A 26,412-nucleotide genomic window follows, 5' to 3' on the forward strand; every position below is an offset into this window, starting at 1 on the left:
GACGTCAGGACCCCAGACCGATGCGCGGAGTGGCCTCGACCGACGCCCCCACACGATCGACCAGGAGTGCCATCTCGTAACCGACCTGTCCGATGTCGCATTCCGAGGCGGTCAGGGTCGCAAGGTGCGAGCCGTCACCCACGCTCATCAGCAGCAGGTAACCGTGCTGCATCTCCACGACGGACTGGAGCACTCCGCCGCCCTCGAAGAGCTGGGACACGCCGTTGGACAGGCTGGCCAGGCCGGACGTGACGGCAGCGAGCTGCTCGGCACGGTCGACAGGCAGGTGTGCGCTGGCCGCCATCAGGAGGCCGTCCGCGGACACGAGCACGGCGTGGGAGACGCCGGGAACCTCGCGCGCGAAGTTCGACACCAACCAGTCCAGAGGACGAGTTACGTCGGATCCATGGTCAATGTTCATCGAACTCCCTGTTCGTCGGTCTGGGTGGACGCGTGCGCGGAGGCCCGCCCGTTGCGAACCCCTTGCTGGTGACGGCTCAGGTTGGCCCGGATGGCCTCCGGGTCGCGCCGCCGAACAGCCGGCACAGATCCGGTCGCCGGGGAGGCGACCGCACCGGGCACCAGCCTATGACCGGGTGCACGTCGCGGAAGACCCGCGGTGGTGAGTTGCTCCACCGGGGCTTGCGCCGCCTCCTGGGCGGCCCTCCAACCGACGTCCGCCCGCGAGTTCCACTCCGGCCGACGGTCCTCCGGCAGGCTCGTCGGATCGACGAGCCAGCTCGACATCATGTCGGCGAAGATCGGCGTGCCGGCACCCGGACGCAGCGAGTTGACGTCGGGGCGCGGCTGGAAGAACGCGGCCGTCTTGGCCGGGTTCGTCCGGTACCGATGCCGTGCGGCGCGGCCCGGCTGCCCGTCGGCTGCTGCGCTGCCGTGGCCGGCGGACGCGGCGGCCGGGTCTGCGGACTGCTCGGAATGCTGCTGCGGCAGGGAGGAATCGGCGGCGGCCGGCGGCGTCGGCAGCCCGGGAGTGCTCCCGGGGCGGCGCTGCGGCAGACCGTTGCCCGACGCACCGCTGCCCGACGCACCGTTCCCCGACGCACCGCTGCCCGGCACAGCAGCGGACGGCTGCGGCGACAGACCCGGCGTGGCACCCGGCCGGCGCTGCGGCAGACCATTGCCCGCGGACGACGGAGCCGGCTGCGGCGACAGACCCGGCGTGGCACCCGGCCGGCGCTGCGGCAGACCGCTGCCCGCGGACGACGGAGCCGACTCGGGCGAGGCCGGAGCGGCCGCGGCGGGAGCAGGAGCAGACGAGACCGTCTCCGAGCGGCGCGGCGGCAGGACCGGCGTCGGACCGGGTTGCCGTCGGGGCAGTTCCGACAGCGGCGTGGGCTGGCGCGGCGCAGGACTCGGGGTGACACCCGGCTGACGCTGCGGCAGACCGGGAGTCGAGCCGGGGCGGCGCTGCGGCAGACCGGGAGTGATCCCCGGCTGACGCTGCGGCAGACCCGCGGACGGCTCCGGAGGAACGGGTGCCGGCTGGCGCTGCGGCAGCGGCGATTCCGGCGCGGGGGTGCGTTCCGGCAGGGCCGGGGCCGCGACGTCGCGCGGCGGCCGCGGAGCCAGGGCCTCGGCCGGACGGCCGTCCTCGCCCATGCGCGGCTGCGGCCCCGTCTGCGACAGGGCGAGCGGCGAGACGAGGAGCACGTCGGGAATGTGGACGCTGGCGGTGATGCCCGGGTTGCGTGCGGTGTCGAACGTCGGGCGCAGCCGCACGGTGAGGCCGTGCCGCGCCGCGAGGCGCGAGACCACGAACAGACCCATGTGGCGGGCGGTGTCGGGACCGACCTCGCCGCCGAGAGCAAGCCGCTCGTTGATCGCGTCGAGTTCCTCGGCCGGGATCCCGATACCGCGGTCGGCGATCTCGACGAGCAGGCCACCGTCGACGGCCCGGGCGAAGCTGAACGTCACGGTGCTGTCCGGCGGGGACGCCCGCAGCGAGTTGTCGACGAGCTCGGCGAGCAGGTGGACGATGTCCGTGGCGACCGTGCCGCTGAGTGCGCCTTCCGGCGTCGAGCCGATCTGGACGCGCTGGTAGTCCTCCACCTCGGACATCGCGGCACGCAGGATGTCACCGAGCTGTACGGGCGCGGAGTGGCCGCGCCGCATCCGGGTGCCCGAGAGGATCAGCAGGTTGTCGCCGTTACGGCGCATGCGCGCCGCGAGGTGGTCGAGGCGGAACAGGCTCTCGAGCCGGGCCGGATCCTTCTCCTCGTACTCGAGTCGTTCGATGAGGCCGAGCTGCTGCTCGACGAGCGACTTGCTGCGCCGGGCGAGGGTCTCGAACATGTCGTTGATCTGCAGGCGGAGGTGGGCCTGCTCGCCGGCGAGGCGCAGGGCCTGCCCGTGCATGTCGTCGACGGCGCGGGCGAGCTGGCCGACCTCCTCGGTCGTGTGCACCGGGACCCGCGTGAACTCGATGTCCTCGACGTTGTCACCCACCTTGATGCGGTCGATGGCGTCGGGGAGTTCCTGCCGGGCGACCTTGAGGGCGCCGTAGCGCAGGCGGCGGATCGGGCCGACGAGCGACCGCGACACGAGAAGCGCCAGGACGAGCGCGGCGAGCAGGGCACCGAGCACGATCGCGGTGTCGCGGAGGGCGGCGGAGCGGGTGTCGGAGGCGCGGGCGAGAACGGTCTCGCTGATCGCGTCGGACGCCTCGTCGATGAGGGTGCCGTAGACCTCGACGCTCTGCAGCAGCGACGAGCGCAGGTTCAGGATGGGCAGCGGCCCGTCGCCGGCGGCGTCGATCATCGCGGTGCGCTCGGCGACGCCGTTGCGCAGCTCCTGGATCTGGGCGTCGGACGCCGGATACGACCGGGCGAGCGTCTCGAGCATGGCGAGCTCGGAGCCGGACGCGGACACCAGGGTGGTGCCCGGCTGGTCCGGGTCCCGCAGGATCGCCACGATGCCCATCACCTGATCGAACAGGTAGCGCTGCGACGCCCAGGCGTCGACGAGCCGGGTGCCCTCGGCGAGCACGGACGGATCCTCGATCGGCTCGACGATCGCCTCGACGATGCGGATCAGGTCCTTGCGGATGGCATTGGTCTGCTCGTTGAGCTCGGGGAGCGGGATGTTGCCGGCCGCGATACGGTCTCGCAGCGCCTCGGCGGCGGCCACGGTGCGGGTGAGGTCCGCGGCGATGACCGGATCCAGCTCCGGATTCTGGGACACCGCCCGGACGCGTTCCAGTGTCGCGTCGAGGTTCTCGATCTCGTTCGTGATGCCGGTGCCGGCGGCCAGCGTCGCGGAGGCGGTACCGAAGGCGGTACCGAAGTCGACGAGGTCGGGCACGACGGCCACCTGGTCGGCAGCGGACGAGAAGTGGACGGCGTTGGAGAGCTCCTGCTGCACGCGCAGGCCGCCCAGCACCATTGCCACGGTCACGGGAACGGCGAGAACGGCGGTCACCTTCCAGCGAAGGCCCCACCCTTCGATGTTCCACCACCGCTGCCGAGGTGGCGATTCGTCACTCATCTTCACAGCTCACTTTCCACCCGGTTTCCGCCGCCGACCCACACCCGCGCCACACCGCTCGGTGTCGAGGAGGTGCGGCTGCGGGTGGAGTGGTCGGAAGAGACGTTCCTGAGTGCACGCACCATATCCGTCCGAGTGCGGATAACGAAAGGAGCACGACCACTCCCGGAACCGGCGGAAGTCGCGCCCCGAGCCGGTCACCGAGCCGAAAACTCTACCGACCAGTAACATTCGCGGCCCGGGAACGCGCACCCGACGCGCCGAAGGGCGGCGAAAGCGGTGGTGTGAACCTCGTCACACACCCCTTCCGCCGCCCTCTCCGGCGCCGTGGAACCCGGTCAGACGTCCAGGAAGCGAACGTCCTTGGCGTTACGGGTGATGAAACTGCGACGTGCCTCGACGTCCTCGCCCATCAGGATGCTGAACAGCTCGTCGGCTGCGGCCGCGTCGTCGAGCGTCACCTGACGCAGCACGCGCACGCTGGGATCCATGGTGGTCTCCCACAGTTCCTTGGCGTTCATCTCGCCGAGACCCTTGTAACGCTGGATGCCGTCGTCCTTGTTGATCTTCTTGCCGGCGGCGAGACCGCGCTCGAGCAGGCCGTCACGCTCCCGGTCGGAGTACGCGAACTCGGGCTCGGAACGCTGCCACTTGAGCTTGTACAACGGCGGCTGCGCCAGGTACACGTGGCCGTGCTCGACCAGCGGACGCATGAAGCGGAACAGCAGCGTCAGCAGCAGCGTGGCGATGTGCTGGCCGTCGACGTCGGCGTCGGCCATCAGCACGATCTTGTGGTAGCGCAGCTTCGCGATGTCGAACTCGTCGTGGATACCTGTGCCGAAGGCGGTGATGATCGCCTGGACCTCGTTGTTCTTCAGCACGCGATCGATGCGCGCCTTCTCGACGTTGATGATCTTGCCGCGCAGCGGCAGGATCGCCTGGTACATCGAGTCGCGTCCCGACTTCGCGGAGCCACCGGCGGAGTCGCCCTCGACGATGTAGATCTCGGACTTGCTCGGGTCGTTCGACCGGCAGTCCGCCAGCTTGCCGGGCAGCCCGCCGAGATCGGTGGCGGACTTGCGCCGGACCAGCTCGCGCGCCTTGCGGGCGGCGACGCGGGCCTGCGCGGACGAGACCGCCTTCGTCACGATGGTCTTCGCGTCGGCCGGGTTCGCCTCGAGCCAGTGCGACAGGTGCTCGTTGCAGGCCCTCTGCACGAACGACTTGACCTCGGTGTTGCCGAGCTTGGTCTTGGTCTGGCCCTCGAACTGCGGTTCGCCGACCTTGACCGAGATGATCGCGGCCAGTCCCTCGCGGATGTCGTCGCCGGTGAGGTTCGGGTCCTTGTCCTTGAGGAGCTTCTTGTCCTTCGCGTACTTGTTGACCACCGAGGTCAGGGCCGCGCGGAAGCCCTCCTCGTGGGTGCCGCCCTCGTGGGTGTTGATCGTGTTGGCGAAGGTGTGGACCGACTCGGAGTAGCCCGAGTTCCACTGCATCGCGACCTCGAGCTCGTGGCCGGTGCCCTTCGCGGTGAAGCCGACGACCGAGTTGTGGATCGGCTGCTTGGTGCGGTTGATGTGCCGCACGTAGTCCTCGAGGCCGCCCGGGTAGTGGTAGACGCGGGTCTTGACCTTGTGATGCTGTTCGGCCTCGGCCTGTTCCTGCTCCTCGGCCTTCTTCGGTGCCTCGGCGAGTTCGCTGACGACCTCGTCGGTGACCTCCTCGGGGGCGACCCGCTCGTCGGTCAGCGTGATCGTCAGGCCCTTGTTGAGGAAGGCCATCTCCTGCAGGCGCCGCGCGACCGTCTCGAAGTTGTAGGTCGTGGTCTCGAAGATGTCCGGGTCCGACCAGAACCGGACGGTGGTGCCGGTGGCCCGTGTGGGCTCGCCCCTGATCAGTTCGCCGGGCTTCGACGACAGGTACGTCTGCTCCCAGTGGTAGCCGTCGTTGTCGATCTCCACCTCGAGCCGGGTGGACAGCGCGTTGACCACCGAGATGCCGACGCCGTGCAGACCGCCGGAGACGGCGTAGGCATCGGAATCGAACTTGCCGCCCGCGTGCAGCTGGGTCAGCACGACCTCGACGGTCGGGATGCCGGAGGCGTGCATCCCGACGGGGATGCCACGGCCGTCGTCGACGACCTGCACGCCGCCGTCCTCGAGGAGGGTCACCTCGACCTTGGTGGCATGGCCGGCCATCGCCTCGTCGACCGAGTTGTCGACGACCTCCCAGATCAGGTGGTGCAGGCCGCGCTCACCGGTGGAACCGATGTACATGCCGGGGCGCTTGCGTACCGCCTCGAGACCCTCGAGGACGGTGATGGAGGAAGCACCGTACTCACTGTTGCTCTTGTTCGACTTCTGGGCAGCCACGGGTTGGTAGCTCTCCTTCTTCCGCCTGGGTCTCGCGCACACGCGCACGCATTCGGAATTCATCCTACTGCCCGGAAGCGTACTTGCCCCGCCCGACACAGGACGGGCCGCCGACGCCGCTCACCGGCCCGCAGGCGCGGCGTCGCGAGTACGGGAGGGTGAATCGCTAGGGCGACGAGGTTCGGACAGTGTGCCGCGCCTCGACGTCGCGCACGAAGCGCGCGGTCGCGGCCGCGAGCTCCCCGGCATGCGAGCGCGGCGACCAGTGCCCGGCGTCGAGCGGTTCCCGGCGCAGATCGGTGACCCACTTCTCGGTGTCCTCGTACCCGACCGGCCGCACCGCCCGGTCCCGCAGGCCCTGGATCAGCTGAACGGGGACGTCGGTGCGCCGCTCGCGCGGCGCGCGGAGCCGCCGGCGCAGGTTCGCCCGGTACAGCTTCAGGCCGTGCACCATGTCGTCGGCGAGCGTGGGCGCGACGGGTCCGATCAGGGCCGGGTCGGAGCGGTCGAAGAACCCGACGAATCCCGGCCAGTGCCGGGAGAACCACCACCGCAGCGCAGGCACGGGCAGGCCGGGGGTCTGGAACAGCACCGTGTAGGACGACGCCACGGCCTGCTCGAGCGGGCCGAGCGGGCGCCGCTCCCCCAGCCGGCGACGCATCCACAGCGCGAGGTGGTCGAGGTTCGGCCCGGACACCGAGGTGTACGACGCGATCCGCTCCGCCGCCCCGGGTTCGCACACGGCCTCCCAGCCCAGCACCGACCCCCAGTCGTGCCCGAGCAGGTGCACGGGCGCGTCCGGGCTCACCGCGTCGATCACCGCGAACAGGTCCGCGGCGAGCAGTTCGAGCCGGTAGGCCGCGACGTCGCGCGGCACGGTCGACGCGCCGGCACCGCGGTTGTCGAACCGGACGATCCGGAAGTCACCGGCCAGCGCGGGCACCACGCGGTCCCACAGGGCATGCGTGTCGGGCCAGCCGTGGACCAGCACGAGGGTCGGCCCCTGCGGGTTGCCCTCCTCGACGAGGTGGAGGCGGACGGCTCCGTTCGTGACGGTACGAGTGGTCATGTTCTCCCTCAGAGGTCGAGTACGAGCCGGCCACCGTCGGCGCGCGAGACACAGACGAGCATCTCCTCGCGACGTTCCTCGGGGGTGAGCCGGTTCTCGCGGTGGTCGGGGGTGCCGGACAGGACCCGCACCCGGCAGGTTCCGCAGAACCCCTGCCGGCACGAGTAGCCGATGCCGGGCCGGCGCCGGCGGATCACTTCGAGCGCCGATTCGTCGGCCGGGACGGCGAGCACCTCTCCGGTGCTCGCCAGTTGGACCTCGAAGGCCCGGCCGTCGACGACGGGTGGGGCACCGAACCGCTCGAAGTGCAGGGCCGACGCCCCCGTGGCATCGATGCCGGCACGCACCGCGTCCAGCATCGGGGTGGGCCCACAACAGTAGACGGCCCCGCCGGCGGGGGCGCCCGCGAGCAGGTCGGCGCCCGTCGGCGTGCCGTGCTCGTCGTCCGGGCGTACGAAAACCCTTGACGGATCCCATGTTCCGATCTCGTCAAGGAACGGCATCGCGGCCCGGGTGCGTCCGGTGTAGACGAGCCGCCAGTCCATTCCGGCACGGTCCGCGGCGCGGGTCATCGCCAGGACGGGAGTGATGCCGATCCCGCCGGCGACGAACAGGGCCGCACCCTCGGCGACGAACGGGAACCCGTTGCGCGGACCGCGCACGGCCACCGGGTCGCCCGGTTCGAGGGCATGCATCTCGAGCGACCCGCCCCCGCCGCCGGAGATCCGGCGAACCGCGACGGTGTAGCGGGTGCGGTCCTCGTGATCGCCGCACAGCGAGTACTGCCGTCGCCGCCCGGAGGGCAGATGGAAGTCGAGGTGGGCACCCGGGTGCCACGCCGGCAGCTCGGCGCCGCCGGGGGCACGCAGCGTCAACCGCACCACGTCGCCGTCGACTGTCACCGGGTCCTTTTCGGTGACAACCAGATTCAGCTGCAGATCGGGGTCCCCGGCACCGGCGGCGCCGTCGTAGCCGAGAGCCGTGACGAGACGCAGGTAGCTCTCCACGACGGATCCGAGCAGGCCCATCGCACGGTCGGTCCGGTTCCGCCCGTGCAGGTCCGACGGGCGACGGTGCCGCGGCAGCACCCCGGTCATCGGGCTGCCGCCCGGGCCGCGGGGGAGGACGCCAGATAGCGGACCGCCTGACCGGTCGAGCCCTCGTGGCTCGGGTGGTACGAGCGGTGGAAGTACCGCGACATGCGCCTGCCGAGGTCCACCGGGCCGGGTAGCGTGCCGCGGCGACTCGCCGCCAGCCAGTCCGAAAGATGGGGTGCACGAACATGTTTCGATGCACGCGCCAGGTCCGGGTCGTGGGCCATGAGGAATCGGGCACCGCGGATCCACAACCACACGAGGACCGGGGTGACGAGGAGCTGGGTGCGGATCCGCCGGGCCTCCCCGGGGTCGAAGTAGCGCATCACGTCGTAGGCGACGCTGCGATGCTCGACCTCCTCGGCGCCGTGCCAGCGCAGCAGGTCGAGCATGGTCGGATCGGTGCCCGCCGCGTCGAGGCCCTTCGCATTGAGGACCCAGTCCCCGAGGAACGCGGTGACGTGCTCGACGGCGGCGATGATGGCGAGCCGCTCGACGAGGTAGTTCTCCGCGCGCAGTCCGGTCAGCGGTCGCCGGCCGAGCAACCGGCCGAACAGCCACCGCATCTGGTCCGTGAACGGGGTGGGATCGAGACCCTTCGACTCGAGTTGCTCGAGTACCCCCTGGTGAGCGTGGGAGTGCACCGATTCCTGGCCGATGAATCCCACGACGTCTTCGCGCAGTTGTTCGTCCTCGATGAGCGGCAGCGCTTCCTTGAACGTCTCGACGAACCACTCCTCCCCCGCCGGCAGCAACAGATGCAGGACGTTGAGCACGTGGGTGCTGAACGGATCGCCCGGCACCCAGTGCAGGGGCAGCGTGCTCCAGTCGAACTCGACGTTGCGGGCCTGGAGCAGGACGCGGTCCGGTTCGATGAGTGGTGTGGACATGGACGTACCTCCCGATGCGGACGTGTGCGGCAGCGCACAACCGGCTGATTTCAACGTAACATCGGGTTACATATAAATCCAGGGTCGGATCAGCCGTATGTGTCCCGGGGTCCGCGCCCGCGGACGTGCCGCTCCCCCTTACGCCAGCTCGGCGCCGTCGGCCCGGTGATCCGCAGCTCCTTGACCACCCCGTGCCCGACCGCGGCGGCGATCTTCGCGAGGATCTGCGCCTGCATCATGCGCAGCTGGGTCGCCCACGCGGTCGACTCCGCCGACACGTGCAGCACCCCGTCGCGCAGCGTCGTCGGCGACGCGTGTGAGGCGATATCGTCGCCGACCACGCGCGCCCAACTGCCCAGCACCGTGCCCTCCGACACGCGCCCCGACCATCCCCGCTGCTTGGCCAGCGAGTTCGCCAGCGCGCCGAGCGGCTGCGGGTCCCGCTCGTCGGGGCCCGGGCCCGACCAGCCGCGGCGGCGGCGCCGTGGCCGCAGCGCCCCGCGTGACGCGCGCCCCTGCCCCACCGACTTCCCGCTCGCCTTCGCGGCCGCACGGGCCTCCTCCAGCGCGCGACGGGCCAGGTCGATCCCGCGCAGCGGCGGCTCGGGGAGTTGTTCGCCCGGATTCTCGGTGCTCATCGCAGTGCTCCGTCCACGGTTCCGTCCAGATCCGGCTGCGAGGGATCGCCGCCGTCGAGCCGGGTCAGCACCGAGAGCCGTCCCCGGTCGGTGTCCTCGGCCCGCACCCCGAACCGGACCGCGGACAGCTCCGCCGGCACGTCCTCGGGGACCGCGGCGGTGATGAGTACCTGCTCGGCCGAGGCCGCGACGGCGGCGAGCGCGGTGCGACGACGCCGATCCAGCTCGGCGAACACATCGTCCAGCATGAGGACCGGGTCGGTGCCGTCGGCCCGCAGGAGCGAGAAGGCGCCCAGGCGCAGCGCCAGCGCGAACGACCAGGACTCCCCGTGGCTGGCGAATCCCTTGGCCGGCTGATCACCCAGGATCAGGTCGAGTTCGTCGCGGTGGGGGCCCACCAGGCACACGCCCCGCTCGATCTCCTTCGTCCGCGCCTGCGCCAGCCGGGTCAGGAACGCGGCCTCGAGCACCTCACGGTCGTCGGATCGCGGCGCGCGGGCCGGGTCGGCGAACTCCGGCGGCAGCGCCTCGCCCACCGTGCTGCGGTAACGGAGCAGCGCCGGTCGTGACTCGGGGGCGATCGATCGGTACGCCTCGGCGACGTGCGGGGCGAGCTCGTGCAGCAGCGCGACGCGGGCCGCGAGCAGCTCGGACCCGTATGCCGCGAGATGGCCGTCCCACACGTCGAGCGTCGCCAGGGCGCTCGCCCCGTCGCCGGACCGGCTGCCGCGGCGCAGCGCACCCCCGGCCGTCTTCAGCAGGGCCGAGCGCTGTCGCAGCACCTTGTCGTAGTCGGCGCGGACCCCGCTCATCCGCGGGATGCGGGTGGCGAGCAGCTCGTCGAGGAACCGGCGCCGGTCGCCCGGGTCGCCCCGCACCAGCGACAGGTCCTCCGGCGCGAACAACACCGTCCGCAGGATGCCGAGGATCTCGCGCGGCCGCCGGGTCGGGGACTGGTTGATCCGGCCCCGGTTGGGCCGGCCCTCGTTGAGTTCGACGTCGATACCCAGTTCCCGGCCGCCGTTGACGACGACCGCACCCACCTGGGCGCGCGACGTCCCGCTCCGGAACAGCGGGGCATCGCCGGACACCCGGTGCGAGGTCAGCGTCGACAGGTAGCCGAGCGCCTCGAGCAGGTTGGTCTTGCCGTGCCCGTTGCGACCGAGGAACACCGTCGGCCCCGGCGCCAGATTCAGCGAAACGGCTTCCCAGGAACGGAAGTCGCGCAACGAGAAGGTGCGAACGTACACAGGCTCCGACCGTTTCCTGCCCCCGGGTCAGCCCGGCAGGCGCACCGGCATCAGCAGATAGGTGTAGTCGCTGTCCGGGGCGGCGAACGTACCGGAGGCGTCGGGCTCGGGCGCTTCCTCGAGCGCCGGTCGCAGCACCGCGGGACGGCTCGGCGTCGTGAAGCCGAACGACACCTTCTCGCTGTGCAGCGAGCCGAGGCCGTCGAGCAGGTACCCGGGGTTGAACGCGATGATCAGCGGCTCGCCCTGGAACTCCGCGGCGAGGGACTCCTCCGCGCGCCCGGCGTCGTCGCCACCGGCCGACAACAGCAGACCGCCTTCGGTGAACTCGAGCCGCACCTGCGCCCCGCGCTCGGCGACGAGCGCGACGCGCTTGATCGCGTCCACGAGCGGCGCGATGTCGACGGTCGCCATCGCGGTGTGCTCGGTCGGCAGCAACTGGCGGAACTTGGGAAATTCGGCGTCGAGGAGTCGGGTGGTGGTGCGCCGGCCGTCCGCAACGATGCCGAGCAGGCCCTCGGCGCCGACCGACGAACCGGCACCCAGTGCGAGCTGGACGGGCGAATTAGAAGATCCGCCAACGGTTTTCGCCGACTCGGAGAGAGTCTTGGCCGGCACGAGGACCGCGGCGGTCGCGGTGTCGGCGGTGGGCATCCACTCGATCTTGCGGACCGCGAGGCGGAACCGGTCGGTGGCCGCAAGCACCATGTGGGTGCCGTCGATCTCCACGCGGATACCGGTCAGCATCGGCAGGGTGTCGTCCTTGCCGGCCGCGACCGCGACCTGGCTGATCGCCTCGGCGAACACCTCCACGGGCAGCGAACCGGTCTGCTGCGGCAACTCGGGCAGCTGCGGGTAGTCCTCGACCGGCATGGTCGGCAGGGAGAACTTCGCGCTACCGCAGTTGATGAGCACCCGCGTTCCGTCGAGCACCACGTCGACGGGCTTGTTGGGCAGCGCGCGGGTGATGTCGGCGAGCAGGCGGCCCGACACGAGCACCTGCCCGGGGGTGATGACCTCTGCGGAGACATGGACCTGCGCGGAGACCTCGTAGTCGAACCCGGAGACGGTCAGTCCCTGCTCGTCGGCGCCGAGGAGGACGCCGCCGAGCACCGGCACCGGCGGCCGCGACGGAAGACTGCGCGCAACCCACGCGACGGAGTCGGCGAAGTCCTCGCGAGCGACACGAAACTTCATGCTTCCAAGCTCCATCGCCCGGCGGATCCTTTCGCTCTGATGGCTGTCGATCGATTCAACGAAGTCTGGCACAGGACCCCGACACCGAGGTCGGCAGCGGGGACGTCGCTCCACGGTATGCGCTCGTGGAGCACTTGGAAAGCCGGAGGCTCGAGGGGGACGCGGCTCTCGAGACCCTGTGTACTCGAGTCCTCCACAAGGCTGTTTTGAAAGAGGAATCTTCGAGAGAAAACACAGAAGTAGTAATAGGGGTTGTGGAATCTGTGGACGAACGACCGTCTACGCTGGTGGGGCGGGCTTCTCGAGCCCCGCACTCTCGAGGATGAACTCGAGGAATTCTCGAGGACGGATGTGGACATCTCGAGAGTGTTCAACATCGGTACACCGTCCGTCCACAAAGATCCCACGTTGTACACACGGTTGTCCACAGGTGTGAGTCACTGCCCATCCGTCTCGAGAATCACACTCAACGCCCACCGCCGGCCCGTCCCCGGATACGACGAAGGGCCCGGACGCGATCGTCCGGGCCCCTGCCACAGGGCGGTACGGCTCAGCGCTTGGAGCGCTGCTTGATGCGCGCAGTCAGCTCCTGCACCTGGTCGTAGACCTTCCGCCGCTCGGTCATCTCCTTGCGAATCTTCTTGTCCGCGTACATGACCGTCGTGTGGTCCCGGCCGAAGGTCTGCCCGATCTTGGGCAGCGAGAGGTCGGTGAGCTCGCGGCACAGATACATCGCGATCTGTCGCGCCTGTGCCAGCGGCCGCGCCTTGCCGGGCCCGCACAGGTCGTCGATCGAGGTGCCGAAGTACTCGGCGGTCACCGCCATGATGGTGGCCGAGTTGATCTCGAGAGCCGTCGAGTCGGGGATGAGGTCCCGCAGCACCACCTCCGCCAGCGTCAGGTCCAGCGGTTGCCGGTTGAGGGACGCGAAGGCCGTCACCCGGATCAGCGCACCCTCGAGTTCGCGGATGTTGCGTTCGATCCTGCTGGCGATCAACTCGAGGACGTCGTGCGGCACGTCCAGCCGGTCCATCCGCGCCTTCTTGCTGAGGATCGCGATGCGGGTCTCGAGTTCGGGCGGCTGGACGTCGGTGATCAGGCCCCACTCGAACCGGGTCCGCAGGCGCTCCTCGAGCGTCGCGAGCTGCTTCGGGGGACGGTCGGACGACACCACGATCTGCTTGTTCGCGTTGTGCAGGGTGTTGAAGGTGTGGAAGAACTCCTCCTGGATACCTTCCTTGCCCTCGATGAACTGGATGTCGTCGACGAGGAGGATGTCCGTCTCGCGGTACCTTCGCTTGAACGCCACCTTGCGGTCGTCGCGGAGGCTGTTGATGAAGTCGTTCGTGAACTCCTCGGTGGAGACGTACTTGACCCGCATGCCCGGGAACAGGCGCTGCGCATAGTGCCCGGCGGCATGCAGCAGGTGCGTCTTGCCCAGGCCGGAGGCACCCCAGATGAACAGCGGGTTGTACGCGCGGGCGGGCGCCTCGGCGATCGCCACCGCGGCCGCGTGGGCGAACCGGTTCGACGCTCCGATGACGAACGTGTCGAACGTGTACTTCGCGTTGAGGCTGCTGCTGCCGGTCGGTGCCGCGGCGGCGGGCGGCGGCGGCTGGGTGAAGTAGGACGGCCACGACTCCCGGACCGCGGTCATGGCCTCCCGGTCGTCGTCGACCTCCTCGAGTTCGCCCGTGTCGACCTCGAGCATGCCGTGGTCGAGGGAGGAGGGGCGGCGCCGCCGGAACGGATGCACCATGTCGCGGGGGTCGGTCTCGCGCGGTCCGGTGGGAATCGGCCGCGTATCGAACGCGTGGGGCTCGGGCGCGCGGGGGTCCGGCGGCAGGCCCTCGAGGGGCAGCGTGTCCCGGGGCACGGCGTAGGGGTCCTCGGCGGGATCGTCGACGGCCGCCGAGGGTTCGATGCGCACGCCGAGTCCCTCGACGCGATGGCCGAGGGTGCGGTGGAGCGCGCGGAGGATCGGCTCGCGCAGATCCCGCTCGATGGCCTCCTGCGCGAACGAGGACGGAACCGACAGGAGGGCGAAACCCTGCGCCAGGGTGATCGGCCTGACCAGGGCGAGCCACGCCTTCTGGCCCTTGCTGAGGCCCTCGCCGTCGGCGGTCAGCTCCGCGACGACGTCCGGCCACACGTCGGCCAGCGCGTTCGGCTCGTCGTTCACGTCGCGTCCTCCCCAGTTCTCTCGATCCGAATTCCACACGATTATCCACAGATGTGGACAACCACAGGGTGGCGGCCTGTGGGATGTGGATTGGGAGTTGTAGAGAGCGGGGCACACCGAGGACGAGACGCGAGGTCCGGCTCGGACACGAAGTGCCCAGTGTGACATGTCTCGAGAAGCCCGGCGCGCGCGGCCCGGGCTAGCGACTGCGCGTGCCGGCCCGCGCGCAGACCGGCGGCCGGGCGCAGCGCCGGTGCCCGCGCGGCGGAAGCGAGTGGCCCCGCTCACCGCGGTGGTGGGCGACGAGGAACAACCCCGGCGAAACCATGAACGGGAGCGTACCGGAATGTGAACGGAGTCACACGACTTCGTGTTGCGAACGTGACGCACGGGAAAATGGGTGTGCGGCGTGTCGTCTTGCGTGTGCCGAGCCGGCGCGGTTTGATTTCGTGCTTGCCGCCGAGTAGCCTCGAACAGTCACTCATACAGCAGTGACGGATCCGTGCTGCCACGCAGTATTTTTCGCGTACGGCACGTGTCATGCGATTTCCGTACACGTTGGACCGAGGACGCCGACCGGCGTCATAGAACTTCGAGGAGTGTTGACCGTGGCCAAGGGCAAGCGGACGTTCCAGCCGAACAACCGACGCCGCGCGCGCGTTCACGGCTTCCGTCTCCGGATGCGGACCCGTGCGGGTCGTGCGATCGTGTCGGCGCGTCGCCGCAAGGGCCGCACCTCGCTCACCGCCTGATCCCCGATTCCGGGAGCTCGGGGTGCTACCTGAGCCGTATCGCCTGCGGCGCCGCGCGGACTTTTCCGAGACCGTTCGTCGTGGCCGCCGACAGGGGCGGCGAGATCTGGTCGTTCACGCGATCGAGCGGGAGCAGGCCGAGCTGGTGGTGAGTTTCGGCGGTCCGCGGTTCGGATTCGTCGTGAGCAAGGCTGTCGGGCCGGCGGTGATTCGACATCGAGTCGCACGCCGGCTTCGTCATATCTGTGCGACTCTCGTCGACGAGGTTCCCGCCGGCGCAGACGTCGTTGTCCGGGCGCTTCCGGGTGCCGCCTCGGCCTCCTCGCAGGAACTCGACCGGCAGGTTCGCTCCGGCCTCGCCCGACTGGGTCTGGTCGCGACGGCGCGGCGGCCGGGATGAACACGGACGGGATGAACACGGACGGCGTGCTGCGGTCGGTGCGCTCCGCACCGGCCCGGATGTTGATCTTCTGCATCGAGCTCTATCGCACGTACGTGTCTCCGACACGCATGCCGACCTGCCGTTTCACCCCCACCTGCAGCGAATACGCCGTCGAGGCGCTGCGAACCCGGGGGTTCGTGGTCGGCTCCGTGCTGACGGTCGTCCGCCTGCTCAAATGTGCGCCCTGGCACCCTGGGGGTTGGGATCCGGTGCCCGAGCGGCGGCATCGATCGGTCGACCGGGGTCCCTGACCGGCACTGAAGACTTCGGACCGACGCCGCTGGGTGGCGACCTTGGACGACCTGAGGAGTACATAGAGCCGTGCTCGACTTCATCTACTATCCCGTGTCCTGGATCCTCTGGGTCTGGCACAACGCCTTCACGGCCCTGCCCGGACTGGAGCCCGACGACGGCGCGACGTGGGCGCTGTCCGTGGTGTTCCTCGTCTTCACGCTGCGCGCGATCCTGTACAAGCCGTTCGTCAAGCAGGTCCGGACGACGCGGCAGATGCAGGAACTGCAACCGCAGATCAAGGCGCTGCAGAAGAAGTACTCCAACGACCGGCAGCGGCAGGCCGTCGAACTCCAGAAGCTGCAGAAGGAACACGGCTTCAACCCGCTGATGGGTTGCCTCCCGGTCCTGTTGCAGGCGCCGGTGTTCATCGGTCTGTTCCACGTGCTGCGCTCGTTCAACCGCACCGGTGAAGGATTCGGTCAGCTCGGCCTGTCACCGGAGGAGAACGCCCAGCTCGGAAACTATGCGTTCAGCCCGGAGGACGTGCAGTCCTTCCTCAGTGCGCGCCTGTTCGGCGCGCCGATCTCGGCGTGGATCACCCAGCCCGAGGCGTCGCTGGTGGCGTTCGAGCCGTTCGGTGGCATCCCCTCCCGCCTCGACATCGCGCTCGTGGCGATTCCGCTGATGATCGTCGCGGGCATCGCGACCCACTTCAACTCCCGCGCCTCCGTCGCGCGGCAGAGCGCGCAGGCCGCGGCGAATCCGCAGGCCGCGATCATGAACAAGCTGGCGCTGTGGGTGTTCCCGCTCGGCGTCATCGTCGGCGGCCCGTTCCTGCCGATCGCCATCCTCCTGTACTGGGTGAGCAACAACATCTGGACCTACGCCCAGCAGCACATCGTCTTCCGCAAGATCGACCAGGAGGAAGAGGCCAAGAAGCAGGCCGCGATCGCACGCCGCAGCGACAACGCCCCCAAGCCGGGTGCCCGTCCCGATCGGGCCGCGAAGAAGAAGGCTCCGTCCACCACCGGGGAGGACGCTGTCGCCGGTGCCGCGGACGCTTCGGAGATCTCGCTGGAGAAGCCGGCCGCGGACGACACCTCCGGCGGTGCCGGGCCGTCCGCCCCGCCGGCCGGAGGCCCGAAGAACGTCGCCGGATCGAAACGCCCCAGCGGCTCGAAGAACTCCAAGCGCAAGCGGCGCTGACCGAAGAAGAGAGAGCGAATCATGGCCAGTGACCTGGACAAGGCACAGGAGGATGCCGACGTGACCACCGAGACGCCGGATCTCGATGCGGATTCCGACTCCGAGGACGATCTCCTGATCGAGGAGGGCGAAATCGCCGGCGACTACCTCGAGCAGCTGCTCGACGTCCTGGACTTCGACGGCGACATCGATCTCGACGTGGAGGGCGACCGTGCGGTCGTGAGCATCGACGGCGGCAAGGATCTGTCCAAGCTCGTCGGCCGCGACGGCGAGGTACTCGATGCCCTGCAGGAGCTCACCCGCCTCGCGGTTCAGCAGGTCACCGGCGAGCGCAGCAAGCTGATGCTCGACATCGCGGGGTGGCGGGCGGGCAAGCGCGCAGAGCTCAGCCAGCTCGGTACGGCCGCCGCGAAGCGGGTACTCGAGACCGGGGAGCGCGAGGAGCTGACCCCGATGACGCCCTTCGAGCGCAAGATCGTCCACGACGCCGTGGCCAAGATCGAGGGTGTGTCCAGCGAGAGCGAGGGCGCCGAGCCGCAGCGCCGGGTCGTCGTCGTCAAGAACTGACCGGACAGCAGTATCGATCGGACAGCAGTATCGATCGGACAGCAGTATCGATCGGACAGCAGTGCGTGGGAGGGATCTCGGCGGGTGCGTCGGGATCCCTCCTTTCTTCGAGGCCAGTGTCGTCGGGAGAGGATGTTTCACGTGGAACAGGACGAGGCGCGCATCCACGAGATCGCCGTTCGCGTCTTCGGTGAGCGACTCGGTCTTGCCGAGCAGTACCGGGATTCCCTCGCTACCGACGGTGTGGAGCGCGGTCTCATCGGTCCGCGCGAGGTCCCCCGCCTGTGGGACCGCCACCTGCTCAACTGCGCAGTGCTGGGTGAACTGATCGACGAAGGCGAACGTGTCGTCGATGTCGGCAGCGGTGCCGGGCTTCCGGGTATCCCGTTGGCGATCGCCCGCCCCGATCTGCATGTGACCCTCGTCGAACCCCTGCTGCGACGGTCGGTGTATCTGGCCGAGTTCGTCGAAACGCACGGCCTGACCAACGTGCTCGTCATCCGCGGCCGTGCGGAGCAGCCCGGCGTCGTGAAGGAAGCCGGCGGATCCGACGTCGTCACCTCGCGTGCGGTGGCGCCGCTGGCGAAGCTCGCCAAGTGGTCGCTGCCGCTTGTGCACGAGGGCGGACGGATGCTGGCGCTCAAGGGCTCCAGCGCGGCGGAGGAGATCGAACGCGATCGCGACGAACTCGCCCGTCTCGGTGCCGGCAACCTCGAGGTCCTCGAGTGCGGCGTGGGTCTGCTCGAGACCCCTACCCTCGTTGTGAAGGCGGAGCGGATGCCGCGGCCGGTGCGACGGCGCAAGAAGCGCTGATCAGGTTTCACGTGAAACCCCCCCACTCGAGCGGTCCCCCGCCTCGAGTGCGCCGACTCGAGATGTGCGCGACTCGAGACTCTCGAGCTGAACGATTCTCTCGAGCAGGCGCCACTGTTGTCGCTGCAACCCGCGCGAGCCGCCCCTCGCGTCCCGATGGCGTGACGCGGAAGGCCGCATCCTGACGGCACCTGCATCGCCCGCCGCTCACCGCGTGCGCCGCGTCCGGAAATCCCCTCCTCGACTGCGAACTCCGGTTCTGCGCCGCCGAGACCGCGTGGAAGTCCGCCGTCCGCCGTCTGCCGTTCCTTTGATCCCAGTTTCGCCCGAAGTTGTTGCTTGCCTTGTCTTTTGGGATCACGAACGGAATTCGTCCGGGAGTGCGGATCTTTCGCGGCAACCGCCCATCCATCCACTCGATGGCATTTCGTCACTGTGACAGATAATTTCCCGCCCGCTCGGATGGCGCCCGGTCCGCCGCCGCCACCCGGTGGCGTTTCACGTGAAACGACACCGGGGGGGGATCTCTGTTTCACGTGAAACGTCAGGTTTCACGTGAAACATCATCTTCGTCGGCGACGTCGTCGCACTCCTCCGGAAGGTGGATGGGATACTGGTCGAAACGAGGAAACGGAGTGGGCCGGCAGGGTCGCCAACCTGCGCCGGCGCAACCCGCTTTCCGAGTTCACGCATCAGCCACTACGCCTCGGCTCACTCCGCCCGGTCGCGGGACCGAAACGGTGGCCGGCCGGGGTGGCCGGTCGTGGACCACCGGCGTGGTTTCGCGAGGGGGATGTACCGTGCCAACCGGGTGTGTCGACAACAAAGGAGCGGTCAATGTCGGGTGGATCTGAATCCGCTGTTTCACGTGAAACCGAGGCGCAGAGGCCGACGGGAGCCGCGTCCGAGTCCGTCGAGGACGAGTTCTCTCCGATTCCGTACGAGGGGCTCTCGCCGTTGGACACACCGATCGGCGCCGCCGCGCACCGAGCCAGCCAGGTACTTCACCCGAGTTCCGTGAACGCACTCCCCAAGCCGGCGCACCGCCGCGTCATCACGATCGCGAACCAGAAGGGTGGCGTCGGCAAGACCACGTCCACGGTGAACCTGGCGTCGGCCCTCGCCGTTCAGGGGTTGACCGTCCTCGTCGTCGATCTCGACCCCCAGGGCAATGCCAGCACCGCCCTCGGGGTGCCGCACCACTCCGGCGTCCCGTCGAGCTACGAGGTGCTCCTCGGGGAGGTGAAGGCCGCCGAAGCCATCCAGCAGAGCCCGCACAGCGAGCGCCTGTTCTGTATCCCGGCCACCATCGACCTCGCCGGCGCCGAGATCGAACTCGTCTCGATGGTCGCGCGGGAGAACCGTCTCAAGAACGCTCTCTCCCCCGCCGCGCTCGGCGATGAGGACTTCGACTACGTCATCATCGACTGCCCGCCGTCGCTGGGTCTCCTCACCGTCAACGCGCTCGTGGCGGCGAAGGAGGTGCTCATCCCCATCCAGTGCGAGTACTACGCGCTGGAGGGGGTCGGCCAGCTGCTGCGCAACATCGAACTCGTCCAGTCGCACCTCAATCCCGAACTGCACGTCTCGACCGTGCTGCTCACCATGTACGACGCCCGCACCAAGCTCGCCGATCAGGTCGCGGAGGAGGTTCGCGCCCACTTCGGCAGCGCGGTGCTGCGGTCCGTCATCCCCCGCAGCGTGAAGGTCTCGGAAGCTCCCGGTTACGGGATGACTGTTCTCGACTACGATCCAGGTTCGCGCGGTGCGATGAGCTACCTCGACGCGGGACGCGAACTGGCGGCACGCGGATACCGGAACGAGAAGCAGGGGAACGAATGAGCGCGACACGCAAAGGCGGGTTGGGGCGGGGTCTGGCATCGCTGATTCCGACCGGCCCGGCGGCCGCCCCCGGCCTCGGTAACGCTGCGGCCGACGTGATCATCGGCGACAACCGCAAGAACGCCGCTCCGAAAACCACGTCGAACAAGGCCACCGCCACCGAACAGGCGACTCCCCCGGCCGCGAAGGCCGCGGGCAACGGCGCCCCGGCGCCGGCGGACACGCCCCTCCCCTCCCCCGCCGGAGCGGTCTACCTCGAGATCGAGGCGGACAAGATCGAGCCGAACCCGCGCCAGCCGCGGCAGGTCTTCGACGAGGAGGCGCTCGCCGAACTCGTCCACTCCATCCGTGAGTTCGGGCTCATGCAGCCCATCGTCGTGCGCAGGCTCGACGGAGAGCGGTACCAGCTCGTCATGGGCGAGCGCCGGTGGCGGGCCGGCCAGGAGGCCGGTCTCGCCACGATCCCGGCGATCGTCCGTGAGACCGACGACCAGTCCCTCCTGCGTGACGCGCTGCTGGAGAACATCCACCGGGTCCAGCTCAACCCGCTCGAGGAGGCGGCGGCGTATCAGCAGTTGCTCGAGGAATTCGGCGTCACCCACGAGGAACTGGCGGCCCGCATCGGCCGATCCCGGCCGGTGGTCACCAACATGATCCGTCTGCTCAAGCTGCCGATCCCCGTCCAGCGGCGGGTCGCGGCGGGTGTGCTCTCCGCCGGGCACGCTCGCGCGCTGCTGTCGCTCGAGGCCGGACCCGACGCCCAGGAGGTGCTCGCCGCGCGCATCGTCGCCGAGGGCCTCTCCGTGCGGGCCACCGAGGAGGCGGTCATGCTGGCGAACCGCGGCGACGGGAAGGACCCCGCACCGCAGCAGCGCCGCAAGCCCATCCAGATGCCCGGCCTCCAGGACGTCGCGGAGCGCCTGTCCAATTCCTTCGACACCCGTGTCACAGTCAGCCTGGGCAAGCGCAAGGGCAAGATCGTTGTGGAGTTCGGCTCGGTCGACGACCTGGAGCGGATCGTGGCGATGATGGAATCTCAGGCCAACCCCTCTTGACGCCTCGGCACGTCAGGACGACAGTCGAGGATACGGACTTGGAGGCTGAGTAACCCAGTGTCGACTCGAGTCACAACACTCACCCTGGGCGGAATGGATCAGCTGTCGGCACACGCCCGGCGCTGTGTGTTCTGGGAGATGGACCCCGCGGCGGTACACGACGCGGGCGGGTTCTACGATCCGGAGTTCGAGAAGGAGGCATGGCTGTCGATGGTCATGCTCCAGTGGGGTTCCTGCGCCCAGGTCGCCACGCTCGACGACAAGCCCGCCGGTAGCGCGTTCTACGCCCCGCCGAACATGGTGCCGCGCGCTCAGCTGTTCCCGACTTCCCCGGTGAGCGCGGATGCCATCCTGCTGACCACCGTCCGGATCGAGCCGCTCGCGGAGGGCAGCGATCTCGGGGCGGCACTGATCCGCGCGGTGATCTCCGATCTGGTCCGCCGCAACGTGCGCGCGATCGAGGCGTTCGGGTATCGGACTGCCGGCGAGGACGAGAGCGACGTTCCCGGGGCAACGGCCGCACGGGACTGCTCCCCCGCCGAGTGCATGGTCGAGGCCGGCTTCCTCGAGGACATGGGTTTCGAGGTCGTCGCTCCCCACCACCGCTTCCCGAGGTTGCGGCTCGAACTCGACCGCGACCACGAATGGAAGGTGGGGGTCGAGGCGGCGCTGGATCGACTGCTCGAGGAGGCCGCGCTCACCGTCGCGGGCATGTCGGGGCGTACCCCGGTGGGGGCGGCCCGCTGAGCGAACCGCTCAGCGGGTCTCGGTGATCGACAGTTCCTCGGCGAGCAGTTCGGCGAAGGTGTAGGTGCCGGTGGGCTGGTCGTCCTGACCGAGCAGGTACAGCCGCTTGACCGAGATGAGGATGGCTTCGGCGATGATGTCGCGCGAACGCGGGGTGGCGAGGACCGCGGCGTCCTGCGTGTTCGTGAGGTAGCCGAGGTCGATCTGTACGGTCGGCATGTTCGTCAGGCGCAGCAGATCCCAGGTGCGACCGTGGCTACGGCAGTCCCGCAGCGGCGTGCGGGCCGTCACCTCGCGCTGGATGAAGCCGGTGAGCACCTGACCGATCATCGACTCGGAGCCGTGCGCGTTGCCGTAATGGAAGCTCGCGATGCCGCTCGCGGCCGGATTGGGGCTGCTGTCGCAGCGCAGGGAGATCATCAGGTCCGCGCCGAACGCGTTGGAGGTGCCGGCCCGCTCGATGTTCGACGGATTCGCGTGGTACGGCCGGGAGAGGAAGGTCTCCATTCCGGTCGCGGCCATGCGGCCCTCGAGGCGACGAGCGAGGTCCCACAGGATGTCGGCCTCGGAGATGTCGCCGTGCGGGCTGCGCACGATGATGCCGTGGTCGCGGCCACCGAGGCCGGGATCGATGACGATGCGCTTGCCGCTCAGGTGCGGACCGGACCGGCGGACGATCTCCTCCTCGCTGATGGCGTGCGGCGATCCGCCGGTGACCCGGGTGCCGAGCAGTTCCAGCGACCGGAGGGTCTCCGCGCCGCAGATGCCGTCGGGTGCGAGGCCGATCTCCCGCTGGAAGGAGCTCAGGGCCTCGTGGGTGCGCGGCCCGAAGTAGCCGTCGACCCGGTCCACGTAGAACCCGAGATCCTGCAGGCGCCGCTGCAACGTCGCGACGTCGTCGCCGTAGAGCGGTGCGGAGAGCTGATAGATGAGGGTGCGGGCGCCGAGCCGATACGAGGCTTCCTTCAGCGACCGGTAGGTGGCGGGACCGACGATGCCGTCGACGAGCAGACCGCGCTGCTGCTGGAACGCACGCACCGCGCTGTCGAGCTCACGGTCGAACACCGCATCGGAGCCCACCCAGCTGTCGCCGGCGGAGACGTCGGACTCGCCGTGCAGAAATCCGAGGCCGGTGAGGGTGCTCCGAATTTCGGCGACGGCAGGGCCATGGTCGCCGTAGCGCAGTCGGTGCATGTCTCGGCCCTTTCCGTGCTGCTGACCTGCTGTGCCCGGTGTGACACCAGACCATCGTTCGATTGTCGCAGATGCGCCCGGATCACGAATAATCCGGGCGCATCCGTGTCGACGGGGAAACGGTGACTCAGAGCACGTCGGCGAGGTCGCGGAGGAGAGCCGCCTTGCCCTTCGCACCGACGATCGTCTTCACCGGCTTGCCACCGGAGAACAGGATCATCGTCGGGATCGACATGACCTTGTAGTCGCGCGCCGCGGCGGGGTTGGCGTCGATGTCGAGCTTGGCGATCTTGAGCTTCTCGGAGTGCTCCCCGGCGATCTCCTCGAGAACGGGAGCCACCATCTTGCACGGGCCGCACCAGGTCGCCCAGAAATCGACCAGTACCGGCTTGTCGGACTGCAGGACGTCCTCGACGAACGAGGCGTCGGAGATGGTGACGGTGTTCTTCTCGGCCACGATGGCTCCTACTCGATGGGTGTGGAAGGGGTCAGTATCCGGCGTTGACGGTGATCGGGTGGCGGTCTTCCTGCTCGGCGAGCCAGCGTTCGGCGTCGAGCGAGGCGGAGCAGCCGGTGCCGGCGGCGGTGATGGCCTGGCGGTAGAGGTGGTCGACGAGGTCGCCCGCGGCGAAGACGCCCGGCAGGTTGGTGGCGGTGGTCGGGGTCTGCACCTGGACGTAGCCGGCGTCGTCGAGGTCGATCTGGCCGCGGACGAGTTCGCTGCGCGGGTCGTGGCCGATCGCGACGAACATGCCGGTCACCGGGAGGGTGCTGCGCTCGCCGGTGACGGTGTCCTCGAGGACCAGGCCGGTCACGGCGGTGTCGCCGAGCACCTCGACGGGCTTGGCGTTGGTGACGATGCGGATCTTCTCGTTCGCGCGGGCGCGGTCGAGCATGATCCTCGAGGCGCGGAATTCCTCGCGGCGGTGGATGAGGGTGACGCTGCGGGCGAAGCGGGTCAGGAAGGTGGCTTCCTCCATGGCGGAGTCGCCGCCGCCGACGACGGCGATGTCCTGGTCACGGAAGAAGAAGCCGTCGCAGGTGGCGCAGGCGGACACGCCGCGGCCGAGGAGCTGCTCCTCGCCGGGGATGCCGAGGTAGCGCGCGGCGGCACCCATCGCCAGGATGACGGCGCGGGCGTGGTAGGTCTGTCCGTTGGCGACGACCTTCTTGACCGGGCCGGTCAGGTCGAGTTCGTCGACGTCCTCGGTGCGGATGTCGGCGCCGAAGCGCAGGGCCTGCTCGCGCATCTGGTCCATCAGGTCCGGTCCCATGATGCCCTCGCGGAAGCCGGGGAAATTCTCGACTTCGGTGGTGGTCATCAGGGCGCCGCCGAACTGGGTTCCCTCGAACAGCAGCGGGGACAGCTCGGCGCGGGCGGCGTAGATCCCGGCGGTGTATCCGGCCGGGCCCGAACCGACGATGATCAGGTCGTGGATCGTGGATTCAGTGGTCATGCGAGCCTTCCGGTGTCTGCTGGTACTTCTGTCTGCTGGTACTTCGATACGGGACGGTCGAGCCTGGAGGCCCGTGACCGGGACGTCAGTGGTCCACAAGACGTCAGTGGTCCACAACATGGGTCAACAACAGGGTAAGGGGTGTTGTTCCTCGAGTGCCGTGCGTCACGCCACACCGAGGCGTACCCTGCCCCACCCGGACGGCAAGCGGACGGCAAGGGAACCGCAAGGCCGAATCGTCACGCTGACGGTATGACCGTAACTCCCGCACTGCTGTACCGCCTCGGCGCGGTGTCCGTCGTCGCCGCGTTCCCGTTGAACCTCGCCGGCGGCCTCCTGCATCCCGTCGTCGACGGCGCCGCGCATTCGGTGCCGGCGCTGTCCGCTCCGATCAATCCCCTCCCCCACGTCCTCCTGCTGTCGGGAACGCTGCTGTTGATGCTCGGTGTGCCCGCGCTGTACGCCTGGGTCGCCGCCGGAACCGGAATGCTCGGTCTCGTCGCGTACGTCACATACTTCCTGTCCTCGGTGCTGGTGGCGTTCTCGCACCTGGTGATCGAAGCCTTCGTCTCCGTGCCGTTCTCGCGCGATCCGGCGACGGCAGGGGCGATCTCCGGGTCGGACACCCTCCTCGACTACGAGCCCTATGTGCTCCTGCAGACCGTCAGCGGACTCGTCTTCATGGGCAGCATGATCCTGTTCGGCATCGCGCTGATCCGTTCGCGTGCGGTACCGGTGTGGATCGGCGCCCTCATGGCGGCGGGCGGTGTCGTTCTCCTGCTGCCGATTCCGGCGATGCCGGGCGTGACCGGACTGGTCGTCGAAATTCCACGCGGTTGCGCGTTCGCGGCGATCGGGCTGTGCGTCCTGTCCGCGACACGACGGAACGGGCTCAACGCCACGCCGCCCACGCCGGGTCGTGCAGTTGTGCCGACACCGTCGCGGTGAGTGTCGCGGCCGCATCGCGGAATCGGTGTGCCGAGTCCGCATCGCCGAGCAGCGCCGCGGTCTCGGCGAGGGCAGCGTCCACGGGGCCGGCGTGGAACGAGCCGGAATCCAGGCCGGCGATGCGGCCGCTGAACGGCAGCAACTGCGCATGGCAGTCCCGGGCCGTCGCCGTGTCCGCGAGCCGGGCCGCGGCACGGGCGCGCAGGCATGTCATGGCCAGCCAGTAGTAGTCGCGCCGGAACGGCCGCTGGGCGCGCCACAACTGCCGCGCCCGTTCGTGTTCACCGCTGTCGAGCAGGGCGAGGACCAACGGGAACCGGACACTGTGCGGCCGTGCCGATTCGAGTGCGGACAACTCGGCGACGAGCGGAGCGAAGTCGTCGCGCGCCGTGGCCACACCGATGCGTCCGACGGTACCGATCCACCGGGCCGAGGCGGTACCCTCCGCCTCGAGTTGTGCTGCGACGGTGTCATATCCGCGCTGTGCGCCGTCCTCGTCGCCGGCGAGGAGGCGCACCAGGGCGCGGAACAGTTCGACCACGCCGAGCAACTGGGAGAGCTGCCGGCCGGCCGCGTACCGCACGGCGAGTTCGGCGTGGCGACGGGCCTCGTCGAGTTCGGTGTCTGCGGCGGCGGCGAGGAACCACTGGAAGTGTGCCTGCGCCTGATACGCGGCGTCCCCCGCGTCGCCGGCGACGGTGAGGAGTTCCGCGGCGATGTCACGCCGCTGCGCCACGAGGTCCGGGCCGTACGCGACGAATCCGAGGGCGTTGAGCGCACGGCAGCGCAGCCCGGCGTCGGCGGTTCCCCGCGCGAGGGCGTGCGCGCGGCGGGCCGCGGCGAGGGCGGCCACCGAGTCGGCGCCCTCGAGTTCGAAGACGGCGGTGACGAGCAGCAGGACCCGGTCGTGGTCGCCGAGGGCGGTGGTGGCGAGAAGTGACTGCACGGGGTCGAGGATG

General features: G+C 69.3%; 23 protein-coding genes and 1 pseudogene. 10 read left to right on the forward strand and 14 right to left on the reverse strand.

Going from position 1 to position 26,412, the window contains the following annotated elements:
* Positions 1-4: 4 nt before the first annotated feature.
* From AIIKEEIJ_RS23205 to dnaA, 10 genes are all read right to left on the reverse strand, one after another.
* Positions 5-421 (reverse strand): roadblock/LC7 domain-containing protein, encoded by a 417-nt coding sequence (locus AIIKEEIJ_RS23205; protein ID WP_006934478.1) that lies wholly within the window; start codon positions 419-421, stop codon positions 5-7.
* A complete protein-coding gene (locus AIIKEEIJ_RS23210) occupies positions 418-3,504 on the reverse strand; it encodes an ATP-binding protein (RefSeq protein WP_202917486.1) in 3,087 nt (1,028 codons plus the stop codon). Before AIIKEEIJ_RS23210 ends, AIIKEEIJ_RS23205 begins: the two co-directional genes overlap by 4 nt.
* Before the next feature lie 338 nt (positions 3,505-3,842).
* Positions 3,843-5,876, reverse strand: coding sequence for a DNA topoisomerase (ATP-hydrolyzing) subunit B (gene gyrB, locus AIIKEEIJ_RS23215; protein WP_072633810.1), 2,034 nt, complete (start codon positions 5,874-5,876; stop codon positions 3,843-3,845).
* A 166-nt stretch (positions 5,877-6,042) separates the two neighbouring features.
* A complete protein-coding gene (locus AIIKEEIJ_RS23220) occupies positions 6,043-6,945 on the reverse strand; it encodes an alpha/beta fold hydrolase (protein ID WP_161996658.1) in 903 nt (300 codons plus the stop codon).
* A gap of 8 nt (positions 6,946-6,953) precedes the next feature.
* Positions 6,954-8,042, reverse strand: coding sequence for a PDR/VanB family oxidoreductase (locus AIIKEEIJ_RS23225; RefSeq protein ID WP_044475807.1), 1,089 nt, complete (start codon positions 8,040-8,042; stop codon positions 6,954-6,956).
* Positions 8,039-8,929 (reverse strand): metal-dependent hydrolase, encoded by an 891-nt coding sequence (locus tag AIIKEEIJ_RS23230; protein ID WP_029546805.1) that lies wholly within the window; start codon positions 8,927-8,929, stop codon positions 8,039-8,041. Before AIIKEEIJ_RS23230 ends, AIIKEEIJ_RS23225 begins: the two co-directional genes overlap by 4 nt.
* 89 nt (positions 8,930-9,018) lie before the next feature.
* Positions 9,019-9,567, reverse strand: a complete 549-nt coding sequence (locus AIIKEEIJ_RS23235) for a DUF721 family protein (protein ID WP_006934465.1) — start codon at positions 9,565-9,567, stop codon at positions 9,019-9,021.
* On the reverse strand, positions 9,564-10,817 hold the full coding sequence (gene recF, locus AIIKEEIJ_RS23240; RefSeq protein ID WP_161996659.1) for a DNA replication/repair protein RecF: 1,254 nt from the start codon (positions 10,815-10,817) through the stop codon (positions 9,564-9,566). The genes AIIKEEIJ_RS23235 and recF overlap by 4 nt, the downstream gene beginning before the upstream one ends.
* 27 nt (positions 10,818-10,844) lie before the next feature.
* The gene (gene dnaN, locus AIIKEEIJ_RS23245) at positions 10,845-12,029 is read right to left on the reverse strand and encodes a DNA polymerase III subunit beta (RefSeq protein WP_044475806.1); all 1,185 of its coding nucleotides are present in this window, start codon (positions 12,027-12,029) and stop codon (positions 10,845-10,847) included.
* Between the two features lie 535 nt (positions 12,030-12,564).
* The gene (gene dnaA / locus AIIKEEIJ_RS23250; protein ID WP_044475805.1) at positions 12,565-14,196 is read right to left on the reverse strand and encodes a chromosomal replication initiator protein DnaA; all 1,632 of its coding nucleotides are present in this window, start codon (positions 14,194-14,196) and stop codon (positions 12,565-12,567) included.
* A 608-nt stretch (positions 14,197-14,804) separates the two neighbouring features.
* On the opposite strand from dnaA, the gene rpmH reads away from it, so the two are divergent.
* The 9 genes from rpmH (at position 14,805) to AIIKEEIJ_RS23295 (ending at position 21,854) form a co-directional block, all read left to right on the forward strand.
* Positions 14,805-14,948 (forward strand): 50S ribosomal protein L34, encoded by a 144-nt coding sequence (rpmH, locus tag AIIKEEIJ_RS23255; protein ID WP_006934459.1) that lies wholly within the window; start codon positions 14,805-14,807, stop codon positions 14,946-14,948.
* Positions 14,949-14,970: 22 nt separating this feature from the next.
* Positions 14,971-15,348, forward strand: coding sequence for a ribonuclease P protein component (gene rnpA, locus AIIKEEIJ_RS23260; RefSeq protein WP_006934454.1), 378 nt, complete (start codon positions 14,971-14,973; stop codon positions 15,346-15,348).
* Between the two features lie 11 nt (positions 15,349-15,359).
* Positions 15,360-15,641 carry a membrane protein insertion efficiency factor YidD gene (yidD, locus tag AIIKEEIJ_RS23265; protein WP_161996660.1) on the forward strand — a complete coding sequence of 94 codons (282 nt, stop codon included), beginning with the start codon at positions 15,360-15,362 and terminating at the stop codon, positions 15,639-15,641.
* A gap of 70 nt (positions 15,642-15,711) precedes the next feature.
* Positions 15,712-16,830: a membrane protein insertase YidC gene (gene yidC / locus AIIKEEIJ_RS23270; protein ID WP_006934450.1), complete on the forward strand. Its 1,119-nt coding sequence runs from the start codon at positions 15,712-15,714 to the stop codon at positions 16,828-16,830.
* Positions 16,831-16,851: 21 nt separating this feature from the next.
* Complete coding sequence (locus tag AIIKEEIJ_RS23275; protein WP_029546800.1) at positions 16,852-17,397, forward strand: Jag family protein; 546 nt, start codon at positions 16,852-16,854, stop codon at positions 17,395-17,397.
* Between the two features lie 132 nt (positions 17,398-17,529).
* A complete protein-coding gene (gene rsmG, locus AIIKEEIJ_RS23280; protein WP_029546799.1) occupies positions 17,530-18,210 on the forward strand; it encodes a 16S rRNA (guanine(527)-N(7))-methyltransferase RsmG in 681 nt (226 codons plus the stop codon).
* 837 nt (positions 18,211-19,047) lie between these two features.
* A complete protein-coding gene (locus AIIKEEIJ_RS23285) occupies positions 19,048-20,052 on the forward strand; it encodes a ParA family protein (protein ID WP_065923254.1) in 1,005 nt (334 codons plus the stop codon).
* Positions 20,049-21,107: a ParB/RepB/Spo0J family partition protein gene (locus AIIKEEIJ_RS23290; protein WP_029546797.1), complete on the forward strand. Its 1,059-nt coding sequence runs from the start codon at positions 20,049-20,051 to the stop codon at positions 21,105-21,107. Before AIIKEEIJ_RS23285 ends, AIIKEEIJ_RS23290 begins: the two co-directional genes overlap by 4 nt.
* Before the next feature lie 57 nt (positions 21,108-21,164).
* Positions 21,165-21,854, forward strand: coding sequence for a hypothetical protein (locus AIIKEEIJ_RS23295; protein ID WP_006934444.1), 690 nt, complete (start codon positions 21,165-21,167; stop codon positions 21,852-21,854).
* Positions 21,855-21,863: 9 nt separating this feature from the next.
* Here the strand turns inward: AIIKEEIJ_RS23295 and AIIKEEIJ_RS23300 are convergent, their stop codons facing one another.
* From AIIKEEIJ_RS23300 to trxB, 3 genes are all read right to left on the reverse strand, one after another.
* Positions 21,864-23,048 carry an N-acetylmuramoyl-L-alanine amidase gene (locus AIIKEEIJ_RS23300; protein ID WP_161996661.1) on the reverse strand — a complete coding sequence of 395 codons (1,185 nt, stop codon included), beginning with the start codon at positions 23,046-23,048 and terminating at the stop codon, positions 21,864-21,866.
* 127 nt (positions 23,049-23,175) lie between these two features.
* Positions 23,176-23,505: a thioredoxin gene (trxA, locus tag AIIKEEIJ_RS23305; RefSeq protein WP_006934442.1), complete on the reverse strand. Its 330-nt coding sequence runs from the start codon at positions 23,503-23,505 to the stop codon at positions 23,176-23,178.
* Positions 23,506-23,536: 31 nt separating this feature from the next.
* A complete protein-coding gene (gene trxB / locus AIIKEEIJ_RS23310) occupies positions 23,537-24,505 on the reverse strand; it encodes a thioredoxin-disulfide reductase (RefSeq protein WP_161996662.1) in 969 nt (322 codons plus the stop codon).
* Positions 24,506-24,757: 252 nt separating this feature from the next.
* On the opposite strand from trxB, the gene AIIKEEIJ_RS23315 reads away from it, so the two are divergent.
* Complete coding sequence (locus tag AIIKEEIJ_RS23315; protein WP_029546795.1) at positions 24,758-25,453, forward strand: hypothetical protein; 696 nt, start codon at positions 24,758-24,760, stop codon at positions 25,451-25,453.
* Here the strand turns inward: AIIKEEIJ_RS23315 and AIIKEEIJ_RS23320 are convergent.
* Positions 25,398-26,412: pseudogene (locus AIIKEEIJ_RS23320) on the reverse strand (BTAD domain-containing putative transcriptional regulator); the annotation flags it as partial. The gene AIIKEEIJ_RS23315 and the pseudogene AIIKEEIJ_RS23320 overlap by 56 nt on opposite strands.

Origin of the sequence: Rhodococcus sp. YH1, from assembly GCF_009939605.1 — a bacterium.
In the GTDB taxonomy this organism is placed as follows: Bacteria; Actinomycetota; Actinomycetes; order Mycobacteriales; family Mycobacteriaceae; genus Rhodococcus; species Rhodococcus aetherivorans.

Coding starts and splice junctions, on each gene's coding strand:
- rsmG (WP_029546799.1), top strand. CDS start 17,530: ATGTTTCACGTGGAACAGGACGAGGCGCGCATCCACGAGATCGCCGTT.
- dnaN (WP_044475806.1), bottom strand. CDS start 12,029: ATGGAGCTTGGAAGCATGAAGTTTCGTGTCGCTCGCGAGGACTTCGCC.
- AIIKEEIJ_RS23205 (WP_006934478.1), bottom strand. CDS start 421: ATGAACATTGACCATGGATCCGACGTAACTCGTCCTCTGGACTGGTTG.
- AIIKEEIJ_RS23285 (WP_065923254.1), top strand. CDS start 19,048: ATGTCGGGTGGATCTGAATCCGCTGTTTCACGTGAAACCGAGGCGCAG.
- yidD (WP_161996660.1), top strand. CDS start 15,360: ATGAACACGGACGGCGTGCTGCGGTCGGTGCGCTCCGCACCGGCCCGG.
- AIIKEEIJ_RS23275 (WP_029546800.1), top strand. CDS start 16,852: ATGGCCAGTGACCTGGACAAGGCACAGGAGGATGCCGACGTGACCACC.
- trxB (WP_161996662.1), bottom strand. CDS start 24,505: ATGACCACTGAATCCACGATCCACGACCTGATCATCGTCGGTTCGGGC.
- AIIKEEIJ_RS23315 (WP_029546795.1), top strand. CDS start 24,758: ATGACCGTAACTCCCGCACTGCTGTACCGCCTCGGCGCGGTGTCCGTC.
- AIIKEEIJ_RS23230 (WP_029546805.1), bottom strand. CDS start 8,929: ATGTCCACACCACTCATCGAACCGGACCGCGTCCTGCTCCAGGCCCGC.
- AIIKEEIJ_RS23235 (WP_006934465.1), bottom strand. CDS start 9,567: ATGAGCACCGAGAATCCGGGCGAACAACTCCCCGAGCCGCCGCTGCGC.
- AIIKEEIJ_RS23225 (WP_044475807.1), bottom strand. CDS start 8,042: ATGACCGGGGTGCTGCCGCGGCACCGTCGCCCGTCGGACCTGCACGGG.
- AIIKEEIJ_RS23300 (WP_161996661.1), bottom strand. CDS start 23,048: ATGCACCGACTGCGCTACGGCGACCATGGCCCTGCCGTCGCCGAAATT.
- AIIKEEIJ_RS23290 (WP_029546797.1), top strand. CDS start 20,049: ATGAGCGCGACACGCAAAGGCGGGTTGGGGCGGGGTCTGGCATCGCTG.
- AIIKEEIJ_RS23210 (WP_202917486.1), bottom strand. CDS start 3,504: ATGAGTGACGAATCGCCACCTCGGCAGCGGTGGTGGAACATCGAAGGG.
- AIIKEEIJ_RS23220 (WP_161996658.1), bottom strand. CDS start 6,945: ATGACCACTCGTACCGTCACGAACGGAGCCGTCCGCCTCCACCTCGTC.